This window comes from Pseudomonas sp. GW822-FHT02D10 (assembly GCF_058802345.1).
In genome coordinates this window covers 110,290-133,526 of sequence record NZ_JBXAOB010000004.1, presented here as the reverse complement: position 1 = coordinate 133,526, position 23,237 = coordinate 110,290, and the positions used below count along the sequence as shown (strand labels likewise).

Here is a 23,237-nt window from a genome sequence, read left to right as displayed (position 1 = left end):
CCCTTCTACTTCGATTGCGCATCAGTCGGGTAGAGGGGTTTCTTTTTTCAGTGCATCGCTCTTCCTGTCACCAGACAGAGAGACGCTGACAGCATCAATTCGGAAGTACCGGCGACACGGGCCATACTAGCTGTCGTGCGGCGTTTCACTACTACACAACAAACCAACACCATCGAACAGTGACTGGGTGTCGTCCTCGGCGATCAACCACTTACAACCGCACTGCTCCAGCATGTAAGCGCGCCGGTCCCGTGGAAGATCGCGATCGAGTGGCAGATAGGCGGCCCCTACCTTGAAGAGTCCAATCATCGATACCAGAAAGCCCAGACCACGCTCCAAGCCAATGGCTACGATATCACCCCGCGCAACCGAGGCAGCGCTGAGCATGTGGGCAAAGCTGTCAGAGATCTCATCGAGGTCGCGATAGCTCAGGCTGTCACGGCCATCTGACGCTGCGGTGGCGTGCTGAAACCGCCGAACTTGATCGGTGAATAAATCCAGAAAATTTTCCATATCATCCATTTCTTATGGTTTAAATTTCAGCGGCTTTTTCTTTCAGGATCCTTCCCGAAGGTATTTTTTGACCCCCAAATGCCAAAGTAATCGAGACAACAATACGAAACCGAGAGTCGCCAATAACGCACCAAGCAAGGACCAGCCTGTCGTCATTCCCATCGCGGATTGCGCGGGCACTTCCATGATGAAAAAGACAGGCACCACCGTCATGATCACTACCTGGATCCACTCCGGGTAAGCACCGGATGGAAACCGGCCTGTGGTCAGGAACATGAACAACAGATGAGAAATGTTACTGGTCTTCTTGGTCCAGAATGCCAGGCTCGCAATGCTGAACCAGACCGCATAAACCAATGCACATGCCAGCATTATGAAAATGAAAAAAGCCCCCAGCGTCTTTGCAGTCAGATGCCCCTGTGCATAACTCCCACCCAACATCAGCCCTAATCCCAGCACCACGCCGAAAATATGCCAAAGACGCAACTGTCCGAAAGCCAAAATGGTCTGAATATCAATCGGTTTTGATAAGTATGTATCGATGGATTTGCTGATAATTAACCGTGAAGCAGCCTCACAGTTTGGCAAGACAACCATTTGTACAAAAGAGCGAATCAGAATGAACGCACCGTACAGAACAATTGACTGCTCCTTGTTCCAACCACCGATTTTTTCGACATTACCAAAAAATATCTCGATCACTACATAGACGGACAAAGCCAGAAGAGCTGTATTCAACAGGCTTACAAATACCGGCACCCGGTCTTTCAGGTTTGCTTGCAATCTTGCTGACAAGAGCGCTCTAACAGCGCTTACCGTCTTTATTAACCGAACACCGAGTAGCGCTTGACACCCCGAGTCCAAATTAAACGGGTCAGTAAAGACAGAGCCACTACCAGAGCAACCTGAAACAACAGTCCGTTCATCAACTGCTCAGGACTCAACTCCCCCATGATGATTCGAATAGGAAAGTTAATGATGTAGGGAAACGGTGACCACTCAAGAATTGATTGCATCCACCCGGGATAAAGTGACAACGGCGCCAGAACCCCACCAAACAACGTGAGCATATAAGTCAATACCAAATCGAACGCACTTGCCTGATCCGACCAGAACGCCGCCAGCCCACCAATAAAATAGAGTAAATAGTTAATGGCAAAACCCAGGACAATTCCCAGCAGCGCAGGAAACAGGTAAGCCATATTCAAATAGGCACCTGCTTGAGAAAAAACGAACACCCCCGCCACCAGGAAAAAGATCGGTATCACCCTGACAAGTGCTGAGGCCAGCTCATTCAAAAAATAGTAAAGACCAGTATTGAATGGTTTTAAAAGAAGACTTCCTATATCACCCGAGTGAATATCGCTCTCGACCTCTTCAGCGGCGGTACTTGAAACGATTTCGCCGATCAGGAAAACAAGTGCAAAGTAGGCCGCAAACTTTGCTGGAGTAAAACCATCCAGCGCGGCATCCTTCGCAATCCCCATCCAGATGACCATCATGAAAAGTGGTACTAAAGAGGCCAGCAGCAGTACGAACAACTCCGCACGATGTGCAACTTTACGGCGAATGGCTGTACGGGCAACGCCCGCGACTTTCATTATAAGCTGGCTCATGCGACGCACTTCCCGGACGCCCCCTCAACCCGCGCGGCGGCCTCTGCCTGTGAGGCCATGAACAGCTTCAGCAGGGCTTCTTCGATAGGCGGATCACTGATGGAAATATCTATTACCGACTGCTCCGCCAATACCCGCGAGCAAACGGAAACCACATCCGACGCAGCCACCATAAGCTCATGCACAAAGCCGTCGCCGGAGCGGACCAGCCCATACTTGCCAAGTGTCGCAGCCATTACGGCCTCGGACAATTCCACCGTGACGATGCGGTGATTGGACATACGTTTGCGCAATGACTCCAGGGTGTCATCTAACGAAATCCTGCCGTCCGACACAACAATGACTCGCTCACATAAAGCTTCGATATCCTGCATGTAATGCGATGTCAAAAGCACGCTTACATTTCGCTCGCGACTGTAGTCCCGAATGAAAGACCGGACTATTTTCTGAACCCCGACATCAAGTCCGATAGTTGGCTCATCCAGAAATAGAACTTTTGGCTCATGAAGCAACGAGGCAACTAGTTCGCACTTCATTTTCTCGCCAAGAGAAAGGGTGCGCACCGGCGCCTTGGCCAGTTTAGACACTTGCAACAGTTCATCCAAATAACCGTAGATCTGCTTGAACTGCTCGTCAGGAATTTCAAATATCTTCTGGTTCAGCCGAAAGGTTTCCATCGCGGGCAAATCCCAAATCAATTGCTGACGCTGCCCCATAATCAGGGAGATTGATTTCAGAAATTCTTTATTTCGCAGCTGTGGCGTATAGCCCAACACTGATACTTGGCCCGCCGTTGGATAGAGCAAACCCGAGAGCATTTTCAGTGTTGTTGTTTTGCCCGCACCATTGGGGCCGAGGAAACCTACAACCTCACCTTGATTGACAGTAAATGAAATATCGTCAACGGCAGTCTTTTCAAAGGAAGCAGGAGAAACAAGGTTTTTCAGCCAACCAAGCGCCCCCTCTGAGCGCTCTTTGATCCGATAAGTCTTTGACAAATTTCTTACACTTATACAGTCCATTGCTTATTTCACCTTGAAGAAAATGAGCTATCCATCGCGCATATCGTCTCAACGTTAACTTAAGTATCACGCCCCCGTCTCTGGCGTCAAGAAGCGTTAATAAACGTATGAAACTTTCCACCCCACCCCACTGACCACACATTGGTATTGCTGAGTATCCTCATGATCACTGAATACAGTAGTGGCCTAGTGAAGCTACTCCGCAGATCCGCAGACTAGAAGACGAAATTACGCCCCCCCATAGCGATATGGCCGCTTGCTTACACATATCCAAAGTACTCAATACACGCCAGTTACAACGAAATATTTTCTGACACTAATCGTCTAAGATTCTATTGTCGAGTGTAAAAGCCCCAGTAACTCAAAAAGAGAGTCAAGCCACGAACCAAGGAAAAAAAGCTTACAGAAAAACCTTATTCGCAACTGGTTTGGGCTTTCCCAATGAGCAAAAGCTGTCGTTTATCAGGGCGCGTGGTTGATTAGTTAATCGCTCCGTCCCCTACGCCACCGAGCGCTTCAGCAAAGAAGAGCCGGCCCTGCGCCAGCTCGACAGCCGCCAGGTGGCCTGCCATTACGCCGAGCAGTTCGTCGTATAAGCCGGGCATGAGAAAGCGCCCTCTCAGGGCGCTTTTTGAAACGTGTTGACCAAACCCCTCCTTCAGGACTGCGCATCAGTCCGACAGGAGGGGTTTTCTTTTGTCTGAATCCTTAAGAATCCTTAACCTTGGGTATCGTCTTCGGAATCGTCGGAGGACGGGTCCTCATCGCTTTTACTGTCACCCTGATCACCAGTGGCGACCATCAAACCACTGCCCTGCACACTGTTTGCTGCCCAAAAACCCTGGTCCTGCACCGCGCCGCTGCTCGCCCACACTGCCGAAGTGCCCACCGACAGCAACACCAGCACTTTGATCAGTAAAACCACGCGTTGAAAAATGCTCATAGCTGATTCCATCCTTTCGTCTGTGAATCACGGGTAGCTACGGATCGTATGTCCAACGAGCGTAGCGCTGTCTGAAATCTAGTCTGGATAGACGGGATTCACCAGATAGGACGCTAACGAAGGGACGGAATGCGGTGGATGTAGAGATTGGTTTTGAATAAGGGTTATGCCGAAAAGATCCAGCGCGTAGCGTGTCAGAGGTTTCCGTTCGTGCGTGCCATTTTAATTCCCCGCAGGATCGAACAACATGTTGGGGGGCGGACCTCCCACATCAGGCCCCATTGTTTTCAACGGACAGATGATGATCACCACCACTTTTTCACCAATGCAATCACTCGCCGCTACGTTGCTGCCTCATGCGCTGGAACCCTCGGAGGACGGTGCTCACGATCTGTCGCACCTACAGAGGGTGTGGCGCAACGTCCGCTCGCTTCATGCGCAAGAAGGTGGCGATCTTGAGGCGCTGCTGGCAGCGGTGTTGTTGCACGATTGCGTGGCGGTGGAAAAGAACTCGCCGCTACGCTCACAGGCATCACAGCTAGCGGCGCAGAAGGCATCACGGGTGTTGGCGGACATGGCCTGGCACAGCACAAAAATCGCCGTCGTCGCCCATGCCATCGAAGCCCACAGCTTTTCCGCCAATATCGCCCCGACCTCGCTGGAAGCGAAAATCATGCAGGATGCCGACCGCCTCGACGCTCTGGGTATGGTCGGAGTCGCACGCATGTTCTACGTTGGCGGGCGCTTGGGTCGCGCGCTGTACGACCCGCAGGACCCCGAAGCCATCGAACGCGACTACGACGACAAACGCTTTTGCCTTGACCATTTCCAGACCAAACTGCTGCACTTGGCAAACGGTTTCCAGACCACCACGGGGCAGCGTCTGGCACAAATTCGTCATGAGCGGGTGAAAGGTTTTCTGGAACAGTTCAAAGAAGAGATCGGCATTGGCTGATCCACCGCACGCTCAAATGAGACCGAACGACTCAGACAAAGGCCATTGCCATGGAACTGTCGCAGGCACTACTGAGACTCGAACAGCGCCTCCAGTCGCAGGCAACCCGACACGATGCAGAAGAAATCTCACACCTGCTCGCAGACGACTTCGTCGAGTTCGGCGCCAGTGGCAGCATCTGGACCAAGTCTGAAATGGTCGAGCAGTTGCCTCATGAGGCGTTCATCCAGCGCACCATCAGCGAATTCACTGCCAAACAGCTGTCTGAATACACCGTCTTGGTGACCTACCACTGTCACACTGCCGCTATTGGCCAGCGCTGCTCCGCCAACAGCTTGCGCAGTTCGATCTGGCGTAGGCAGGGCGAGAATTGGCAGATGGTTTTCCATCAGGGAACACTTCTCCCTCAGCGATGAATGCCAGCTCGCTTTCTGTACCAAACCCGCGCAGTTGATGACTTCAGGCACAAAAAACCCCGCAGCTTTCGCAACGGGGTTTTCGGTGTTTCAACTCAACGCTTAGTGATGCTCACGCGTCGCACGGAATTTCACCTCCGGCCAGCGCTCTTCCATCAGCGCCAGGTTGACCCGGGTCGGGGCCAGGTAGGTCAGGTGACCACCGCCGTCGACCGCAAGGTTTTCCACGGCCTTGACGCTGAACTCTTCGAGCTTCTTCTTATCGCTGCAATCGATCCAGCGGGCGGAATAGACGGTGATCGGCTCGTAGGAGCACTCGACCTTGTATTCCTCTTTCAGGCGGCTGGCGACCACATCGAACTGCAGCACACCGACGGCGCCGAGGATGATGTCGTTGCTGCGCTCGGGGAAGAACACCTGGGTCGCGCCTTCTTCGGCCAGTTGCTGCAGGCCCTGGCGAAGCTGCTTGGACTTGAGTGGATCACGCAGGCGTACGCGGCGGAACAGTTCCGGGGCGAAGTGCGGGATACCGGTGAAGCCCAGGACTTCGCCTTCGGTGAAGGTGTCGCCGATCTGGATGGTGCCATGGTTGTGCAAACCGATGATGTCGCCGGCAAACGCTTCTTCCAGTTGCTCACGCTCGGAGGAGAAGAAGGTCAACGCATCGCCGATCCGTACGTCCTTGCCAGTGCGCACGTGACGCATCTTCATACCTTTTTCGTACTTGCCAGAGCAGATACGCATGAAGGCGATACGGTCGCGGTGTTTAGGATCCATGTTTGCCTGAATCTTGAACACGAAGCCGGCGAATTTCTCTTCAACCGGCTCGACGGTGCGCTCGTTGGCAACACGCGCCAGCGGCTTCGGCGCCCAGTTGACCACGGCGTCGAGCACGTGATCGACACCGAAGTTGCCCAGTGCAGTACCGAAGAACACCGGGGTCAGTTGGCCGTCGAGGAATTCCTGTTGATTGAATTCATGGCAGGCGCCCTGCACCAGTTCCAGCTGTTCGATGAAGCGCTCGTACTCGTCACCCAAATGGGCACGGGCTTCATCGGAGTCGAGCTTCTCGATGATTTTCACCTCGGTCCGCTCGTGGCCGTGGCCCGCGGTGTAGACGATGATGTAGTCGTCGGCGAGGTGATACACGCCTTTGAAATCGCGGTAGCAACCGATCGGCCAGGTGATCGGCGCAGCCTTGATCTTCAGGACGGCTTCGATTTCGTCGAGCAGTTCGATCGGGTCGCGAATGTCACGGTCGAGTTTGTTGATGAAGCTGACAATCGGCGTGTCACGCAGACGGCAAACGTCCATCAGGGCGATGGTCCGTGGCTCTACGCCTTTACCACCGTCGAGCACCATCAAGGCCGAGTCGACCGCCGTCAGGGTGCGGTAGGTGTCTTCGGAGAAGTCTTCGTGGCCCGGGGTGTCGAGCAGGTTGATCATGTGATCGCGATAAGGGAACTGCATGACCGACGTGGTAATGGAAATACCCCGCTGCTTTTCCATTTCCATCCAGTCGGAGGTGGCATGGCGGTCGGATTTGCGAGACTTCACCGTACCGGCAATCGCAATCGCCTTGCCCATCAGCAAGAGTTTCTCGGTGATGGTGGTTTTACCCGCATCGGGGTGGGAAATAATGGCGAAAGTGCGGCGTTTCGCGACTTCGGCGGCCTGTTTGGTCATGGGAAATCGCCTGGCAGGTGATTCAAAAAAGGGCGGCGAGTATAGCCCAAAACGCGGTCTACGGACCACCGTTCACCCTGTAGCAACTGCCGAGCCTGCGTTGGCCCTCGCCACAAAAGCGGTGCAAATCCCCTCCAAACTCCCCGGTCGGGGAACATCAACCTGTCATCAGGGTCGGTTACATAAGTGACTGACCGGGACCGCACGACGGAAGCGTGCAAAAACGCGACATTTTTTGTTGATCTCAACGCTCTCACGCCCTAAAGTTCGCGCCGAACGTCCATGCTGGAAACGATCCATCCGGCTCAAGTACTGACGACGAGACAGCAAGGTCACCCGCGGCGCAGCGCCAGGTTGACCTTTTTGCTTTCGGCGACATGCCTTGGGAAGTAGGCGAACCAAAGTGGGGATACGGAGGACGTTCATTTGCACCCATTTATTTATTCTGTTTGCCAGTAGGAGCTCCCAAGTATGTCGATCAACGTCGAAGACTATTTCGCGCGTGAAACCTTCCAGAAAATGAAGGCCTTCGCCGACAAACAAGAAACCCCGTTCGTGGTCATCGACACTGCGATGATTGCCCAGGCCTACGATGACCTGCGCGCCGGTTTCGAATTTGCCAAGGTTTACTACGCGGTCAAGGCCAACCCGGCCGTCGAGATCATCGACCTGCTGAAAGAGAAAGGTTCGAGCTTCGACATCGCCTCGATCTACGAGCTGGACAAGGTGCTGGACCGCGGCGTATCCCCGGATCGCATCAGCTACGGCAACACCATCAAGAAATCCAGGGACATTCGCTACTTCTACGAGAAGGGCGTGCGTCTGTATGCCTCCGACTCCGAGGCCGACCTGCGCAACATCGCCAAGGCTGCACCGGGCTCGAAAGTCTATGTGCGCATCCTCACCGAAGGCTCGACCACGGCCGACTGGCCTTTGTCGCGCAAATTCGGCTGCCAGACCGACATGGCCATGGACCTGCTGATCCTCGCCCGCGAACTGGGTCTGGTGCCTTACGGCATCTCCTTCCACGTCGGCTCGCAACAGCGCGATATCAGTGTTTGGGATGCCGCGATCGCCAAGGTCAAAGTGATCTTCGAGCGCCTGAAAGAAGAAGACGGCATCCAGCTCAAGCTGATCAACATGGGCGGCGGCTTCCCGGCCAACTACATCACCCGCACCAACAGCCTGGAAACCTACGCCGAAGAAATCATCCGTTTCCTCAAGGAAGACTTCGGTGACGACCTGCCGGAAATCATCCTCGAGCCAGGCCGTTCGCTGATCGCCAACGCCGGCATCCTGGTTAGCGAAGTGGTTTTGGTTGCGCGTAAATCCCGCACCGCCGTCGAGCGCTGGGTGTACACGGATGTGGGCAAGTTCTCCGGCCTGATCGAAACCATGGACGAAGCCATCAAGTTCCCGATCTGGACCGAGAAGAAAGGTGAGATGGAAGAAGTGGTCATTGCCGGCCCAACCTGCGACAGCGCCGACATCATGTATGAAAACTACAAATACGGCCTGCCGCTGAACCTGGCCATCGGTGACCGCCTGTACTGGCTGTCCACCGGCGCGTACACCACCAGCTACAGCGCCGTTGAGTTCAACGGCTTCCCGCCACTGAAGTCGTTTTACGTGTAAACGCAGATCGCTGTAAGCAAAAGCCCATGACCAGTCATGGGCTTTTGTGTCTCCGATCAGCAGCACCTCATCCCGTCAACTCAGCTGCCCGCCGCTGATAATCAGTGGCCAATGTCTGTATCTGCGGATCGCGCGCACTCAACAGGGCCGTGCCTGCCACGTTCAAGAATTTCAAATTTCCACCGGCCAATGCCTCGCGCAGCCAGCCCAGCGCGGCCTCGATCTGCCCTTGATCGGCCAGCACCGCCGCGTAACTGAACTGCCCCCGAAAGTCCCCACCCTCGGCCGAACGCCGATACCAGTCCACTGCGGCTAGAGGATCCGCCGGGCAGAATCGTCCCTCTTCTAGGTAACGCCCCAACAGGTTCATCGACTTGGCGTGGCCCCTTTCAGCCGCGCCGCGATAACAGGCCAACGCCTGCATCTGGTCTTCGACCACGCCACGACCGGTCGCGAGCAAATTGGCATAGTTGTACAACCCCCAATCCAGCCCGGCTTCAGCGGCCTGACGATAATGCCCCGCAGCGACCGTGGCATTGGCCACACAACCCCAACCATGTTCATGGCAGCGACCGAGCATGTTGCGCGCCATCAGGTGCCCGCCGTTGGCGGCGATCCCGAACCAGCGCACGGCCAGTGGCTGATCCTGCTCGATGCCCTGCCCGTCCAGCAGGATTTGCCCGAGCAAGGCCTGGCCGTCGAGGATTCCGGCCTTGGCGGCGATCAGGATCGCCTGAGCTGCGCGGGCCGGGCTTTCGGCGAGCATGGCGCTGAGTTGATCGCCGTTGAGGACTTCCTCGCGGCGCAGTCGATAGCTCACGGTTAAACCTCGACCCAGCGGCGCAGCAGGTTGTGATAGGTGCCGGTCAGGCGGATCAGCGACGGATGATCCGGCATGTCCTGGGTCAGCTGCTGGATCGCCTCGTCCATCTCGAACAGCAAGGCGCGCTGACTGTCTTCGCGAACCAGGCTTTGGGTCCAGAAGAACGACGCATAACGCGTACCGCGAGTGACCGTGTTGACCTTATGCAAGCTGGTGCCCGGATAGAGCACCAGATCGCCGGCCGGCAATTTCACCCGTTGAGTGCCGAAGGTGTCCTGGATTTCCAGCTCGCCACCGTCGTACTCGTCCGGGTCGCTGAAGAACAGCGTGGATGAGAGATCAGTGCGAACGCGCTCGATGCTGCCCTTGGGTTGGCGCACGGCATTGTCGATATGAAAGTCGAAACTGCCGCCTGCGGTGTAGCAGTTGAGCAGCGGCGGGAAGACTTTGTGCGGTAACGCCGCTGACATGAATCGCGGATGCTTCCACAACCGCTCGAGCATTGCCGCGCCGATTTCCTGCGCCAGCGGGTGGCCTTCCGGCAGTTGCAGGTTGTGCTTGGCCTTGGCCGACTGATAACCGGCGGTGATCTTGCCATCCGCCCAGTCAGCCTGCTCCAGAGCCTCGCGAATGCGCTGCACCTCTTCACGGGAGAATAGGCCGGGAATATGCAGCAGCATGGGGCGATACCTGAGGGCAAAGGAATGCCAATGATATTGATTCTTATTGGCTATGTAAAATCGGCATGACGGACGAGTCAGCAAAAAACGTAAGGAAAAACTGTAAAGAACGTAAGCTCGATGCAATTAGCAATATTTCGCAATTGATACAAATACGTATTTACCCTATATTCCGTCGCCTCAAATCCTTGGGGAGGGGAACTCACAATGTCACGCCAGCCACAACAAACACCGGTCAGCACACCACGCCTGCTCGCTTCTGCAATCGGTGTAGCGATCACCGCCAGCTCTGCCGGTCACATGGCTTTCGCCGCAGAAAATACCGACGAAAAAACGCCGCGCAATGCGATTTCCCTGGATGCCACCAGCGTCACCGGTGAAGCCCGGGACTCAACCTCCTACCAGGTCGAAAAAGCCTCTTCGCCCAAGTACACCGCGCCGCTGGTCGATACCCCGCGTTCGGTCACCGTGATTCCACAACAGGTCCTCAAGGACACTGGCGCCCTCAACATGCAGGATGCTCTGCGCACTGTTCCAGGCATCACTTTCGGTGCCGGTGAAGGCGGCAACCCACAGGGCGACCGCCCGTTCATCCGTGGTTTCGACGCCCAAGGCGACACCTACCTCGACGGCATGCGTGACACCGGCTCCCAGAGCCGTGAAATCTTTGCCGTTGAGTCGATCGAAGTCAGCAAAGGCCCGAACTCCGCGATTGGCGGGCGTGGCGCAGCCGGTGGCAGCATCAACCTGGTGAGCAAAAAGGCGCATCTGGGCGACTCGTTCAATGGCGGCTTCACCTGGGGCTCGGACCAGACCCAGCGCTACACCCTGGACAGCAACTACCAGTTCAGCGATACCGCCGCTGGCCGCCTGAACCTGTTGAGCCACGAAAGCAACGTCGCCGGCCGCGACAAAGTCGATTACGACCGCTGGGGCATCGCGCCGTCGCTGGCCTTCGGTCTGGGCACCGACACCCGCGTCAACCTCGACTACTACCATCTGCAAAGCAACGACCTGCCGGATTCAGGCATTCCGTACAGCGTACCGGCGTCGGGCAAGACCGCTGACCGCACCAAGAGCAACCCGGACAAACCTGATGCTGGCGGCGACAGCAGCAACTTCTATGGCTTGACCGACCGCGACTTCCGCAAGACCCGTACCGACACCGCAACCTTCGCCATCGAGCACGACCTGACCGACGCGCTGACCATCAAGAACACCCTGCGCCATGGCACCAGCATGCAGGATTACATCCTGACCCAGCCGGATGACAGCAAAGGCAACGTGAACAACGGCAGTGTCTGGCGTCGTGCCAACACCCGTGTCAGCAACGTGGCGACCACCACCAACCAGACCGATCTGTTTGGCAACTTCTACATCGCCGGCTTCAAGAACAGCTTCTCCACCGGTGTCGAGTTCTCCCGTGAAGAAGGCGAAAAATCTTCGTACAACGTCAACACCGATACCACGCCGGGATCGCCCGCGACATCGAGCACCCACTGCACGCCGTCGATGATCGGCGCGTCCAGCGGCTACAACTGCACCTCGCTGGCCAACCCGACCCCGAACGATCCGTGGAACGGCGCGATTTCGCGCAACTACGCTGGCACCGACACCACCGCCAACACACGTGCCCTGTACGTGTTCGACACCCTGGAACTGTCACCACAATGGCTGGTGAACATGGGCCTGCGTTACGACCACTTCGACACCCAGTTCAAGACCTTCACCGCCGCAGGTGCTACCACTGCCAAAGGCGCTGACACCAGCGAGTTCGTCACCGGTCAGTTGGGCGTCGTTTACAAACCGGCTGAAAACGGCAGCATCTACGCCTCTTACGCAACCTCGGCCACACCACCGGGTAACACCCTGGGCGAAGGCATGGACGGCAACCCGCTGTCGGGGACCACGGACCGCAACGGCAACCTGCTGAGCAGCGACATGGAGCCGGAAACCACCAAAAACTACGAAGTCGGCACCAAGTGGGACCTGCTCAACGATCGCCTGTCGTTGACCGCCGCCCTGTTCCGTACCGAGAAAGAGAACGCACGCGTTCAAGTCGATACCACTTCCTTCGAAAACGCCGGCAAAACCCGCGTTCAAGGGATCGAATTGTCGGCCAGCGGCAAGATCACCGACAAATGGCAAGTCTTCGCCGGCTACGCCTACATGGACAGTGAGCAAGTCGATGGCGGCCCGCTGAACCACGCCACCGATGGCAACCAACTGCCTAACACCCCGAAAAACAGCGCCAGCCTGTGGACGACGTACAACGTCACGCCGAAGCTGACTCTGGGTGGTGGCGCGTTCTACGTCGATGACGTGTTTGGCAGCGTGGCCAACACCACCCTGGTCGATTCCTACATTCGTTACGACGCCATGGCCAGCTACAAGTTGAGCAAAAACGTCGATCTGCAACTGAACCTGCAGAACCTGACCGACGAGACCTACTACGACAAAGCCTTCGCGACCCACTTCGCCAGCCAGGCGCCGGGCCGTACGGCATTGCTGAGCACCAACTTCCACTTCTGATCCAAGCGTGAAGTGCCAAGCCCCGCCCATTCTGATGAGCGGGGCTTTTATGTGTAAAAAGGAATGCTTCTCGACAACTCACGGCATAATGCGCGCCGTGAAAAACATTTTTAAACGAACAAGGCGGTCGACGTGTTGAAGAAAACCCTGTTCCAGCTGCATTGGTTCTTCGGCATCAGCGCGGGTCTGGTGCTGGCCTTGATGGGCATGACCGGTGCGGCAGTGTCGTTTCAGGATGAGATCCTGCGGGCGCTGAACCCGCAGGTCCTGCAGGTTGAGAAGCAGGTCGCCGGCGTGCTGCCGCCGGCCGATCTGGTGGCCAGGGTCGAAGCCAGTGAGGGCAAGAAAGTCGCGATGCTCTGGGTCGAAACCGAGAGCGGCTTTGCTGCGCGCGTGTTCTTCACCCCGCCACCGGGCGAGCGCCGTGGCCAGATGCGCTACGTCAATCCATATACCGGTGACTACATGGGTGACGCCGTCGGCCAGGGCTTCTTTGGCCTGATGCTGCAACTTCACCGTTTTCTGGCGATGGGCGACACCGGCCGGCAAATCACCGGTGCCTGCACACTGATTCTGATTTTCTTCTGCCTGTCCGGACTCTACCTGCGCTGGCCGCGTCAGGTGGCGAGCTGGCGTGCCTGGCTGACCCTCGACTGGGCGAAAAAAGGTCGCAGCTTCAACTGGGACCTGCACTCCGTCGCGGGCACCTGGTGCTTGCTGGCCTATTTGCTGGCAGCGCTGACCGGGCTGTCCTGGTCCTATGAATGGTACAACCAGGGTCTGAGCAAACTGCTGTCCGACGCGCCGCAAAACGAGCGCGTCAGACAGGGTCGTGGTACCCCGCCACCCGTCGGCCCCGCGCCGACCGCCGATTACAACGCGATCTGGAGCAGCATCTACAGCGCCGCCGGTCCAGGCCTGAGCGCCTACAATGTGCGCATGCCACCGGTGGCCGGACAACCGGCGACTGTGTTCTATCTGTTGAAAAACTCGCCCCACGACCGGGCGCTGAACCAGATCACCCTCGACCCGGCCACCGGCGTTATCAGCCGTCATGATCGCTACGGCGACAAGTGCTTCAAGGCGCAACTGTTGACCAGTATTTACGCGCTGCACGTCGGCAGTTATTTCGGCCTCGTCGGGCGAGTTGTGCTGACACTGGCCTCACTGACCATGCCGTTGTTCTTCATCACCGGCTGGTTGTTGTACCTGGACCGTCGACGCAAGAAACGTCAGATCAAAAACGCCCGCAAAGACCTGCTGCAAACCACCAGCGATGCACCGGCATGGTTGATCGGTTTTGCCAGCCAGAGCGGTTTTGCCGAACAGTTGGCCTGGCAGACCGCCAGCCAATTGCAGGCCGCGGGGGTGCCGGTGAAGGTGCAGCCATTGGCGGCTGTCAGCGAGCAGGATCTGTGTGAGTCGAGCAACGCGCTGTTCGTAGTCAGTACCTTTGGTGACGGCGAAGCACCGGACAGCGCTCGGGGTTTCGAGCGCCAGGTGCTGGGGCGGGCGCTGAGCCTTTCGAGCCTGAACTACGCCGTGCTTGGCCTCGGTGATCGGCAGTATCAACACTTCTGCGGCTTCGCCAAACGCTTGCACAGCTGGCTGTCGGAACACGGTGGCACCACGTTGTTCGCCCCGGTCGAAGTCGACGGTGGCGACCCTTACGCCCTGCGTCATTGGCAGCAGCAGCTCGGTCAACTGACCGGGCAGCCGCCCGTCGATACCTGGAAAGCCCCCAGCTACAGCAACTGGACCTTGAGCCAGCGTGAACGGCTCAACCCCGACAGCAGCGGCGCCGACGTTTACCGGCTGGGCCTGACGGCGCCCGACACCAGCAGTTGGCTGGCCGGCGACCTGGTTGAAGTGCTGCCGCGCAACTGCCGGGGAGCGATTGAACAGTTCCTTGAAGGGCTGGGCGTCGCGGGTGACACGCGGGTGCAACTCGATGGCTTGCAGGAACCCCTTGAACACGCCTTGGCCAGCCGTCAGCTACCCGAGAATCGCGTGCACCTGGTCGGCTTGCACGCTCAGGCGCTGGTCGATGCGCTGGTGCCATTAGCCATGCGCGAATACTCGATCGCCTCGATTGCCGCCGACGGCGTGCTCGAACTGCTGGTGCGTCAGGAATGTCATGCCGATGGCAGCCTGGGCATCGGCTCCGGCTGGCTGACCGAACACGCGCCATTGGGTTCTGCTATCAGTCTGCGAGTGCGGCGCAACAGCGGCTTCCATCTGCCGGCCACGCCCGTGCCAATGATTTTGCTGGGCAACGGCACCGGGCTGGCAGGTCTGCGCAGCTTGCTCAAGGCACGGATTGCCGAAGGTCAGACACGCAACTGGCTGCTGTTCGGCGAACGTAATCGCGAGCACGACTTCCTCTGTCGCGATGAGCTTGAGGGATGGTTGATCGAGGGTGATCTGGAGCGAATGGACCTGGCATTTTCGCGGGATCAGGCCGAGAAGATCTACGTTCAGGATCGCCTGCGCCACCGAGCCATCGAGCTGAAGAAATGGCTGGCGGACGGTGCATCGATCTACATCTGCGGCAGCCTGACAGGGATGGCGACAGGTGTAGATCAGGTGCTCAACGAGGTGCTCGGTGCCGATGAAGTCGAGCAGTTGATCGAGCAAGGGCGCTATCGCCGCGACGTCTACTGACAACACAAACCCAATGTGGGAGCGAGCTTGCTCGCGATGACGGTTCAACATTCAACATTGATGTTGTCTGTCCGACCACTATCGCGAGCAAGCTCGCTTCCACAGGGTTAGATGTCACGCGTTGGCGGGCTCCAATGCCAACTCGGTGACTTCCGGGCGTTTGACCACTGCGTAGACCACCGCCGTCAGCAGGCTCCCGGCGACAATCGCCAGCAGGTAGAGCAGCGCATGGTTGATCGCATTCGGGATCAGCATCACGAACAGCCCACCGTGAGGCGCCATCAGTTTGCAGCCAAAATACATCGACAGCGCACCGGCCAGTGCACCACCGGCGATGCTCGCCGGAATCACCCGCAACGGGTCCTTGGCAGCGAACGGAATCGCCCCTTCGGAGATAAAGCACAGCCCCAACACCAACGCCGCTTTACCGGCTTCGCGTTCGGTCTGGGCAAACTTGCGACGGGCGATGAACGTGGCAATGCCCAGGCCAATCGGCGGCACCATCCCGGCGGCCATGGTCGCGGCCATCGGTGCATAACTTTGCGATGCCAACAACCCCACCGAGAATGCATAAGCGGCCTTGTTGATCGGCCCGCCGAGGTCGACGCACATCATGCCGCCGAGCAATACCCCGAGCAGAATCGCGTTAGTGGTGCCCATGCTGTCGAGGAAATGAGTCAGGCCTGCCAGCAATCCGGCGACCGGTTTGCCTACCACGTAGATCATCACCAGACCGGTGAACAGACTCGCCAGCAACGGGATGATCAGGATCGGCTTCAGCGCTTCCAGACTTTGCGGAAGGCGCGCATAACGATTGATCGCCTGCGCCGCGTAACCGGCGATGAAACCGGCAATGATCCCGCCGATAAAACCGGCGCCCAGGGTACTCGCCAACAGACCGCCGATCATCCCCGGCGCCAGGCCCGGACGGTCAGCAATCGAGTAGGCGATGTATCCTGCCAGCAACGGCACCATCAACTTGAACGCGGTATCGCCACCGATCTGCATCAGTGCCGCCGCCAGCGTGCCCGGTTCCTTGAACGCAGTGATGCCGAAGACAAACGACAGTGCAATCATCAACCCGCCCGCCACCACCATCGGCAGCATGAACGAGACGCCCGTCAGCAGGTGTTTGTAGACCCCGGTTTTCTCTTGTTTGGCCGGGCCTTTGGCGCCGGTCGACGCGGTTTCTTGCGTGCCTTCGGCCAAGGCTTTGTTGAGCGTGGCCTCGGCCTGCTTCAGGGCGATGCCGGTGCCGCAGCGGTAAATTTTCTTGCCGGCGAAACGCTCGGTGGCGACTTCGATGTCCGCCGCCAACAGCACCACGTCGGCATCCGCAATGGCTTGCGCGCTCAGCGGATTGCGCGCACCGACCGAGCCCTGGGTTTCCACCTGCAAGTCGTAACCCAGACGTTTGGCCGCCTGCTGCAAGGCTTCGGCGGCCATAAAGGTGTGGGCCACACCGGTCGGACAGGCGGTGACCGCCACCAGACGCGGCGCAGTTTTGCTGACGGCAACCGGCTCGGCAACGGCCTGCGGCGCGACATAGATTTGGGCTTCCTCAGCACCACGGCGCAGCACCGCGTCGACGTCTTGCAGGGCCTGGGACGGCGTGCTCTGGAACACCCGTTTGCCGACAAACCGCGACATTTCCACCGTCCCGGTGCTGACCAACAACACCCACTCGGCGGCCTCCAGTGTCGCAGCGGACAACTGGCGTTCCGGGTGCGCGACGTCGTGCACTTCGACACTGGTGCTCCAGCCCTGACGCTGCGCTGCGGCATCCAGCAAACGGGCGCACAGCACGCTAGTGACCATGCCATTCGGGCAGGCAGTAATAATGGCTAACTTCATGACCAACCCTCTTATTGTTCTGTCAGGAGGCGCACGCGCACGCCCTGTTCGAGCTGCGCCAGTTGCGCGGCGTCGCCGATACCGAAACCGATCTGGGTGACCGCCATGGCGGCAATCGCCGTGGCGGTGCGCAAGGTCTGCTCAGGCGTATCGGCACTGAGCAAACCGTGGAGCATGCCCGCCAGCAACGAATCGCCTGCGCCCACCGTGCTGGCAACGCTGACTCTGGGTGGCGTGGCGTGCATCGCCGAACCCACACTGAACCAGTTCACACCGTCGGCACCGTGGGAAATCACCACGTGTTCGATACCTTGAGCGTGCAAGCGGTTCGCCGCTGAGGCTTGTGCGGTCACCGAAACCACCTCGCAGTCCAGCGCATCGGCCAGCTCTTCGGTGTTGGGTTTGATCAGCCACGGGCCAGCCGCCAGACCGGCGCGCAAGGCTTCGCCGCTGGTGTCCAGGGCGACTTTCAAACCCTTGGACTTGAGGCGCAGCAACAGTGCCTGCAACCAATGCGCACTGACGCCTCGCGGCAAACTGCCGGCGACCACCACCGCATCATGGCCGATAGCGATCTGATCCAGACGATCGAGCAACGCCTGCTGCGCGACCTCATTGACCAGCGGCCCCGGACCGTTGAGGTCGGTGATGCGCCCGTCCGCTTCCGCCAGTTTGATGTTGCTGCGGGTTTCCCCCGGCACGCGAATAAACGCATCGACAAAACCACGGCGGGCGAATAACGCTTCGAACGCCTGAAGATTGTCCTCACCGAGAAAGCCGCTGACGGTCAGCTGATGCCCGAGATCGGCAAGAACCTGTGCCACGTTCACACCTTTGCCTGCGGCGTGGGTGTGCATGGCATCGCTGCGATTGACCTGCCCCGGTTCCAGACGCGGTAACTGAACGGTGAGGTCCAGCGCCGGATTGAGGGTAAGCGTCAGGATTTTGGCCATTACAAAGCCTCCACTAATGCGCGCACTTCATTCGCGCTGCCCACGGCCAGAGCCTGCTGGGCCAGATGTTTTACCTGCGCAAGACTCAGCTCACGGACCCGTGCCTTGACCTCGCCGATGCTGCGCGCCGAGACGCTCAATTCGTCCACACCCAAGCCAACCAACACCGGCACGGCCAACGGGTCCGCCGCCAGTTCGCCACACACGCCGACCCATTTGCCATGGGCATGGGCGGCACGCACGGTGATGTCGATCAGTTGCAACACCGCCGGATGCAAGCCATCGGCCTGGGCCGACAGGGTCGGGTGACCGCGGTCGATGGCCAGGGTGTATTGAGTCAGGTCATTGGTGCCGACGCTGAAGAAGTCGACTTCTTTGGCCAGGACCGGCGCGAGCAAGGCCGCCGACGGCACTTCGATCATGATCCCCAGTTGCAGGTCGGCCACCGGAATTTCCAGACGCAGGCGCTCGGTCATGTCCCGCGCCTGACGCCATTCATCAACGCTGCCGACCATCGGGAACATGATCCGCAACGGACGGTTGTCGGCGGCGCGCAGCAAGGCACGCAATTGCGCTTCCATGATCTGCGGACGTTGCAAGGTCAGGCGAATACCCCGTACGCCGAGGAAAGGGTTCTCTTCCTTGGCAATCGGCCAATACGGCAACGGCTTGTCACCGCCAACGTCCAGGGTCCGCACTACCAGCGGCCGCCCGGCCAGGCCATCGAGCACCCGACGGTATTCGACTTCTTGAGTAGCTTCGTCCGGCGCTTGCGAATGGGCCATGAAAATCAGTTCGGTGCGCAGCAGACCGATGCCTTCAGCGCCCTGCTCCACCGCGCTGATTACGCCTGCACTTTCGCCAATGTTGGCGAACACTTCGACCGCGTGGCCGTCAAGGGTCAATGCCGGTTGGTGACGCTGGGCCGCTGCGGCTTGCAGACGTTGTTCGCGGTTGTCACGCTCTTCGGCGGCACGCTGCAACGTCGTAGCATCGGCGTCGACATGCAGCCGACCGCGTTGACCATCGAGCAGCAACGGCGTGCCCGGCGCCAGCAGCAACACCGCCGCGCCAGCACCGACCAGCGCCGGAATGCCCAGGGCCCGAGCGACGATGGCGCTGTGAGCCGTAGCGCCACCGCGCGCGGTAAGAATGCCGGCCACCCGGGTCGGATCAAGACGTGCGACGTCCGATGGACCGACTTCATCCATCACCAGAATGTACGGTTGATCCGGCTCGCTCGGAGTCTCGATGCCGCACAGTTGCGCCAGCACCCGCCGACCGATATCACGCAAGTCCGCCGCACGTTCGGCGAGCAAGGCATCGTGCAAGGATTCCTGTTGCCTGGCCGCCGCGTCGATCACCGCCATCCACGCCGCTTCGGCGCTTTCGCCCTGCTTGAGGCGTGTGTCGACTTCGTCGGTCAGTTCCGGGTCGTCGAGCATTTCCTGGTGGGTGATGAATATCTCGCGGATGGCCTTGGCTTTGCTGCGCTGGATCAACCCTTCGATGTCGCGACGGACATCGGCCAGGGCGGTTTTCAAACGCTCGCGTTCGATGGCCGTGGACTCGCCACGCAACGGGTAATCGATCGGTTGCAGCACGTGAATATGCGCAGGGCCAATGGCAATCCCCGGTGCGGCGGCGATGGCCTGAATCACACTGCCCGAGGCTGGAGCCACCAGAACGGCGGCGATTTCGTCGATGACCTCGCTCTGTGCGCTCGTCGTCGGCAACGGTTCGATTTCTTCACCCAGGCCTTCTTCGATAGCCGCCAATAGCGCCGGCAACGCATCGGCGGCGATGCTCGGCTCGGCGATCAACTCCAGCACCTGCCCACGGCGGGCGCCGAGGCTGAGCAGTTTGCTCAAGCTCTTCACCGACACCGCGCTGTCCTGACCGTCGACGATCCTGACGCGGATCTCACCTTCAAAACTTTTCGCCAGTTGCGCGAGGATCTTCGCCGGCCGCGCGTGCAAGCCGTGAGCATTCGCCAGGGCTATGCGGGCGCTCGGCCAATCGGCTGGCAACTCGCCGCCGAGCACTTCCAGCACTGCACGCCGACTGGTGGCGCGACCCAGTTCGTGGCCGCGACCTTCAATCAGCAAGGCGCAAAGGCGTTCGAGCAAGGCCTGATGCGCCTCACCGAGGCTGGCCAGACAGAACAACCCGCTCAGCGGCTGGCCGAGGTAACGAATCGGTTTGTCCGGGGTGACGAAGGCCAGGCCCGGGCGTTTGACCGTTTGTTCGCTGTGCAGCCACCACAGACCATCGCCCAACGGCAACGCTTCAACCTGCTGCAATACCGCAGAAAAACCGTTGCTCACGCAGTCGGCCTGACGCAACAACCGCGCGCCACGCCAGACCAGCTCTTCAAAATCGTCGGCAGAGACACCCAGACCGATCATCTGCGCATCCAGCGCCAGCTCTTGCGGCGCGCCTTGCAGCAGTTTCAACAAGGCCTCAGCGCTGCTGGCGCGGCGCAAGGCCTGGCCGAGATCGGTTTCGCCGAGGGCGCGAGTCAGCAATTGCAACAGGCGCAAATGCTCGTCGGATTTCGCCGCGATACCGATCGCCAGATACACGATGTGGCCGTCGCCCCAGTCCACCCCGTCGGGAAACTGCAGCAAGCGCACGCCGGTGGTGTGCACCAGATCGCGGGTATCAGGGGTTCCGTGGGGGATGGCAATGCCTTGACCGAGAAAGGTCGAGCCCTGGGCTTCACGCGCCTGCAACCCGCTAAGGTAACCCTCGGCCACCAGGCCATCGGTGACCAGTTGGTCGGCCAACAAACGCAATGCGGCGGCTTTATCCACAGCCGACTGGCCCATGGATATCTGCTCTATGGTGAGCTCGAGCATGCTTTCTCCTTTTTGGCGCGGGATCGCACCAGGTATTGTTTTGATTGAATCAGTTTAGGCCTTAATCAGAGCACTCTTTTTCAGAGCATCCTTTGTCGGTTTCGCGGCAGAACCGGCAAAAAGAGCCAATAGCGAAGAAAATACGCTTGCTGAAACGTTTAATCTAGATGAGTTGGCACGTTACTCGATAATCTCTCAACCTTGAAGTCCAACTTGTCGGATGCGTTGCGACATGGGTCGTCGGCCTTAATCGGGTAGGATTGGACAAAATGTCGGGGCAAGCTCGAAAAAAACAAGGAAATCCCGGGTTGAAACTCAGTGATATCGCCCAGTTGGCCGGTGTGTCTGTCACCACCGCCAGCTATGTCATCAATGGCAAGGCCGAACAGCAGCGCATCAGCAACGCCACCGTCGAGCGCGTGCGCGCAGTGGTCGAGCAACATGGCTTTACGCCTAATCCTCAAGCGGCCGGGTTGCGCAGTCGGCACACCCGCACCTTGGGCTTCATTCTGCCGGACCTGGAAAACCCCAGTTACGCGCGGATCGCCAAGCTCCTCGAACAGGGTGCCCGGGCGCGTGGCTATCAGTTACTGATCGCCAGCTCCGACGATGCACCGGACAGCGAGCGGCAATTGCTCCAGCTATTTCGCGCACGGCGTTGTGATGCATTGATCGTCGCCAGCTGCCTGCCGGCGGGTGATGACAGTTATCGCCAGTTGCAGGCCAAAGGCTTGCCGATCATTGCCATCGACCGGGTCATGGAGCCCGAGCATTTCTGCTCGGTGATCAGCGATGATCGCGAAGCCAGCCTGAACCTCACCCGTAGCCTGTTGCAGCCGGAGCCCAAGCAGATTGCGCTGATCGGCGCGCGGCCCGAGCTGAGCATCAGCCAGGAGCGTGCCGCTGGCTTCAGGCAGGCGCTGGTCGATTTCAAAGGTGAAGTCCTGATCGAACACGGTGAGTCGTTCAGCCGTGACTGCGGTCGGCAACTGATGGAAGAACTGCTGCAACGCCTCGGCCACTTGCCGGATGCGCTGGTGACGACTTCCTACGTGCTGCTTCAAGGCGTGTTCGATGCCTTGCATGACTTCCCGCTGAAAACCCGCCCGCTGCGCCTCGGCACTTTTGGCGACACGCAGTTGCTGGACTTCCTGCCGCTGCCGGTCAACGCCATGGCCCAGCAGCATCAACTGATCGCCGATAAAGTCCTGCAACTGGCGCTTGCGGCGATTGAAGACGCCCATTACCAACCCGGCGTGCAAGCCATCGCGCGGACCTTCAAACAGCGTATTCTCCTGGACTGAAACGTGGAGCTGATCGACAGCCACACTCATCTGGACTTTCCGGACTTCGACGAAGACCGTCAGGCGCTGCTGGCTCAAAGCCGCGCCTTGGGTGTGAAGCGGATGGTGGTACTGGGGGTTTATCAGCGCAATTGGCAGCGGGTATGGGATCTGGTGCAAAGCGATCCGGACCTGCATGCCGCGTTTGGCCTGCACCCGGTCTACCTCGATGAGCATCGCCCTGCCGATCTGACTGAACTGGCGGACTGGCTGACGCGTCTGGCCGGCCATCGGCAACTGTGTGCGGTGGGTGAAATTGGCCTGGACTACTTTCTTGAGGCTCTGGACCGCGAACGCCAGCAAGCGTTGCTTGAAGCACAACTGCAACTGGCGAAGGACTTCCAGCTACCCGCGTTGCTGCATGTGCGGCGCAGCCATGCGGCGGTGATTGCGACCTTGAAACGCTTCAGGCTCAAACGCGCCGGCATCATCCACGCCTTTGCCGGCAGCCAGGAAGAGGCCCGCGAATACATCAAACTGGGTTTCAAACTGGGGTTGGGCGGCGCGGCGACCTGGCCACAAGCGTTGCGCATGCACAAAGTCATCGCCGGTTTGCCACTGACCTCGGTGGTGCTGGAGACCGATTCACCGGACATGGCGCCCGCCATGTACCCCGGACAACGCAACAGCCCGGCTCATCTGCCGGCAATTTGCGCGGCATTGGCGCAGATCATGGCCATCAGCCCCGAGCAACTGGCCGCCGCCAGCACCGCCAATGCCTGTGAACTGTTCAACTGGTAA

18 protein-coding genes and 1 pseudogene are annotated in these 23,237 nt (G+C 58.7%); 8 read left to right on the top strand and 11 right to left on the bottom strand.

Annotation, left to right across the window (positions count from 1 at the left end):
• Nucleotides 1–126: 126 nt before the first annotated feature.
• From AC1RPZ_RS08515 to AC1RPZ_RS08500, 4 genes are read right to left on the bottom strand one after another with little or no spacing between them, the layout of a single operon-like run.
• A complete protein-coding gene (locus tag AC1RPZ_RS08515; protein ID WP_493136593.1) occupies nt 127–522 on the bottom strand; it encodes an AMP-binding protein in 396 nt (131 codons plus the stop codon).
• 33 nt (nt 523–555) lie between these two features.
• On the bottom strand, nt 556–1,308 hold the full coding sequence (locus tag AC1RPZ_RS08510; RefSeq protein WP_493136591.1) for an ABC-2 family transporter protein: 753 nt from the start codon (nt 1,306–1,308) through the stop codon (nt 556–558).
• 29 nt (nt 1,309–1,337) lie between these two features.
• A complete protein-coding gene (locus tag AC1RPZ_RS08505; RefSeq protein ID WP_493136589.1) occupies nt 1,338–2,129 on the bottom strand; it encodes an ABC transporter permease in 792 nt (263 codons plus the stop codon).
• Nucleotides 2,126–3,127, bottom strand: coding sequence for an ABC transporter ATP-binding protein (locus AC1RPZ_RS08500; protein ID WP_493136587.1), 1,002 nt, complete (start codon nt 3,125–3,127; stop codon nt 2,126–2,128). Before AC1RPZ_RS08500 ends, AC1RPZ_RS08505 begins: the two co-directional genes overlap by 4 nt.
• Before the next feature lie 509 nt (nt 3,128–3,636).
• On the opposite strand from AC1RPZ_RS08500, the pseudogene AC1RPZ_RS08495 reads away from it, so the two are divergent.
• A pseudogene (locus tag AC1RPZ_RS08495) lies at nt 3,637–3,747 on the top strand (dipeptide ABC transporter ATP-binding protein); the annotation flags it as partial.
• Between the two features lie 122 nt (nt 3,748–3,869).
• Here AC1RPZ_RS08495 and AC1RPZ_RS08490 read toward each other — a convergent pair.
• Nucleotides 3,870–4,094 carry a hypothetical protein gene (locus AC1RPZ_RS08490; protein WP_493136585.1) on the bottom strand — a complete coding sequence of 75 codons (225 nt, stop codon included), beginning with the start codon at nt 4,092–4,094 and terminating at the stop codon, nt 3,870–3,872.
• A gap of 301 nt (nt 4,095–4,395) precedes the next feature.
• On the opposite strand from AC1RPZ_RS08490, the gene AC1RPZ_RS08485 reads away from it, so the two are divergent.
• Both AC1RPZ_RS08485 and AC1RPZ_RS08480 read left to right on the top strand, forming a co-directional pair.
• Entirely contained in the window at nt 4,396–5,049 is a 654-nt protein-coding gene (locus tag AC1RPZ_RS08485; protein ID WP_493136584.1) for an HD domain-containing protein, read from the top strand.
• A gap of 50 nt (nt 5,050–5,099) precedes the next feature.
• Complete coding sequence (locus tag AC1RPZ_RS08480) at nt 5,100–5,465, top strand: nuclear transport factor 2 family protein (RefSeq protein WP_493136582.1); 366 nt, start codon at nt 5,100–5,102, stop codon at nt 5,463–5,465.
• A 102-nt stretch (nt 5,466–5,567) separates the two neighbouring features.
• Here AC1RPZ_RS08480 and AC1RPZ_RS08475 read toward each other — a convergent pair whose 3' ends face one another.
• On the bottom strand, nt 5,568–7,151 hold the full coding sequence (locus AC1RPZ_RS08475; protein WP_493136580.1) for a peptide chain release factor 3: 1,584 nt from the start codon (nt 7,149–7,151) through the stop codon (nt 5,568–5,570).
• Between the two features lie 471 nt (nt 7,152–7,622).
• On the opposite strand from AC1RPZ_RS08475, the gene AC1RPZ_RS08470 reads away from it, so the two are divergent.
• Nucleotides 7,623–8,786 (top strand): type III PLP-dependent enzyme, encoded by a 1,164-nt coding sequence (locus AC1RPZ_RS08470; RefSeq protein WP_493136578.1) that lies wholly within the window; start codon nt 7,623–7,625, stop codon nt 8,784–8,786.
• A 67-nt stretch (nt 8,787–8,853) separates the two neighbouring features.
• On the opposite strand, the gene AC1RPZ_RS08465 is transcribed toward AC1RPZ_RS08470, so the two are convergent.
• Nucleotides 8,854–9,606: a tetratricopeptide repeat protein gene (locus AC1RPZ_RS08465; protein WP_493136576.1), complete on the bottom strand. Its 753-nt coding sequence runs from the start codon at nt 9,604–9,606 to the stop codon at nt 8,854–8,856.
• A gap of 2 nt (nt 9,607–9,608) precedes the next feature.
• Complete coding sequence (locus tag AC1RPZ_RS08460) at nt 9,609–10,289, bottom strand: Fe2+-dependent dioxygenase (protein ID WP_493136575.1); 681 nt, start codon at nt 10,287–10,289, stop codon at nt 9,609–9,611.
• 207 nt (nt 10,290–10,496) lie between these two features.
• Between AC1RPZ_RS08460 and AC1RPZ_RS08455 the strand changes: the two genes are divergently transcribed.
• Both AC1RPZ_RS08455 and AC1RPZ_RS08450 read left to right on the top strand, forming a co-directional pair.
• Nucleotides 10,497–12,821 (top strand): TonB-dependent receptor, encoded by a 2,325-nt coding sequence (locus AC1RPZ_RS08455; protein WP_493136573.1) that lies wholly within the window; start codon nt 10,497–10,499, stop codon nt 12,819–12,821.
• A gap of 132 nt (nt 12,822–12,953) precedes the next feature.
• Nucleotides 12,954–15,485, top strand: a complete 2,532-nt coding sequence (locus AC1RPZ_RS08450; protein ID WP_493136571.1) for a PepSY domain-containing protein — start codon at nt 12,954–12,956, stop codon at nt 15,483–15,485.
• Nucleotides 15,486–15,599: 114 nt separating this feature from the next.
• On the opposite strand, the gene AC1RPZ_RS08445 is transcribed toward AC1RPZ_RS08450, so the two are convergent.
• Genes AC1RPZ_RS08445 through ptsP form a run of 3 tightly spaced genes read right to left on the bottom strand, consistent with a single transcriptional unit; the run spans nt 15,600 to nt 21,153 of the window.
• Nucleotides 15,600–17,339, bottom strand: coding sequence for a PTS fructose-like transporter subunit IIB (locus AC1RPZ_RS08445; protein WP_493136570.1), 1,740 nt, complete (start codon nt 17,337–17,339; stop codon nt 15,600–15,602).
• Between the two features lie 11 nt (nt 17,340–17,350).
• Nucleotides 17,351–18,292 (bottom strand): 1-phosphofructokinase, encoded by a 942-nt coding sequence (gene pfkB / locus AC1RPZ_RS08440; protein ID WP_493136568.1) that lies wholly within the window; start codon nt 18,290–18,292, stop codon nt 17,351–17,353.
• Complete coding sequence (gene ptsP, locus AC1RPZ_RS08435; protein ID WP_493136567.1) at nt 18,292–21,153, bottom strand: phosphoenolpyruvate--protein phosphotransferase; 2,862 nt, start codon at nt 21,151–21,153, stop codon at nt 18,292–18,294. Before ptsP ends, pfkB begins: the two co-directional genes overlap by 1 nt.
• A gap of 308 nt (nt 21,154–21,461) precedes the next feature.
• On the opposite strand from ptsP, the gene cra reads away from it, so the two are divergent.
• Together cra and AC1RPZ_RS08425 are read left to right on the top strand one after the other, a co-directional pair.
• The gene (cra, locus tag AC1RPZ_RS08430; RefSeq protein WP_493136565.1) at nt 21,462–22,457 is read left to right on the top strand and encodes a catabolite repressor/activator; all 996 of its coding nucleotides are present in this window, start codon (nt 21,462–21,464) and stop codon (nt 22,455–22,457) included.
• Nucleotides 22,458–22,460: 3 nt separating this feature from the next.
• Nucleotides 22,461–23,237 carry a TatD family hydrolase gene (locus tag AC1RPZ_RS08425; RefSeq protein ID WP_493136564.1) on the top strand — a complete coding sequence of 259 codons (777 nt, stop codon included), beginning with the start codon at nt 22,461–22,463 and terminating at the stop codon, nt 23,235–23,237.

What these genes read in the sequence shown, in the direction of transcription:
- AC1RPZ_RS08460 (WP_493136575.1), bottom strand. Translation starts at nt 10,289, where the DNA reads ATGCTGCTGCATATTCCCGGCCTATTCTCCCGTGAAGAGGTGCAGCGC.
- AC1RPZ_RS08445 (WP_493136570.1), bottom strand. Translation starts at nt 17,339, where the DNA reads ATGAAGTTAGCCATTATTACTGCCTGCCCGAATGGCATGGTCACTAGC.
- pfkB (WP_493136568.1), bottom strand. Translation starts at nt 18,292, where the DNA reads ATGGCCAAAATCCTGACGCTTACCCTCAATCCGGCGCTGGACCTCACC.
- AC1RPZ_RS08475 (WP_493136580.1), bottom strand. Translation starts at nt 7,151, where the DNA reads ATGACCAAACAGGCCGCCGAAGTCGCGAAACGCCGCACTTTCGCCATT.
- AC1RPZ_RS08505 (WP_493136589.1), bottom strand. Translation starts at nt 2,129, where the DNA reads ATGAGCCAGCTTATAATGAAAGTCGCGGGCGTTGCCCGTACAGCCATT.
- AC1RPZ_RS08485 (WP_493136584.1), top strand. Translation starts at nt 4,396, where the DNA reads ATGATCACCACCACTTTTTCACCAATGCAATCACTCGCCGCTACGTTG.
- ptsP (WP_493136567.1), bottom strand. Translation starts at nt 21,153, where the DNA reads ATGCTCGAGCTCACCATAGAGCAGATATCCATGGGCCAGTCGGCTGTG.
- AC1RPZ_RS08455 (WP_493136573.1), top strand. Translation starts at nt 10,497, where the DNA reads ATGTCACGCCAGCCACAACAAACACCGGTCAGCACACCACGCCTGCTC.
- AC1RPZ_RS08515 (WP_493136593.1), bottom strand. Translation starts at nt 522, where the DNA reads ATGGATGATATGGAAAATTTTCTGGATTTATTCACCGATCAAGTTCGG.
- AC1RPZ_RS08470 (WP_493136578.1), top strand. Translation starts at nt 7,623, where the DNA reads ATGTCGATCAACGTCGAAGACTATTTCGCGCGTGAAACCTTCCAGAAA.
- AC1RPZ_RS08480 (WP_493136582.1), top strand. Translation starts at nt 5,100, where the DNA reads ATGGAACTGTCGCAGGCACTACTGAGACTCGAACAGCGCCTCCAGTCG.
- AC1RPZ_RS08490 (WP_493136585.1), bottom strand. Translation starts at nt 4,094, where the DNA reads ATGAGCATTTTTCAACGCGTGGTTTTACTGATCAAAGTGCTGGTGTTG.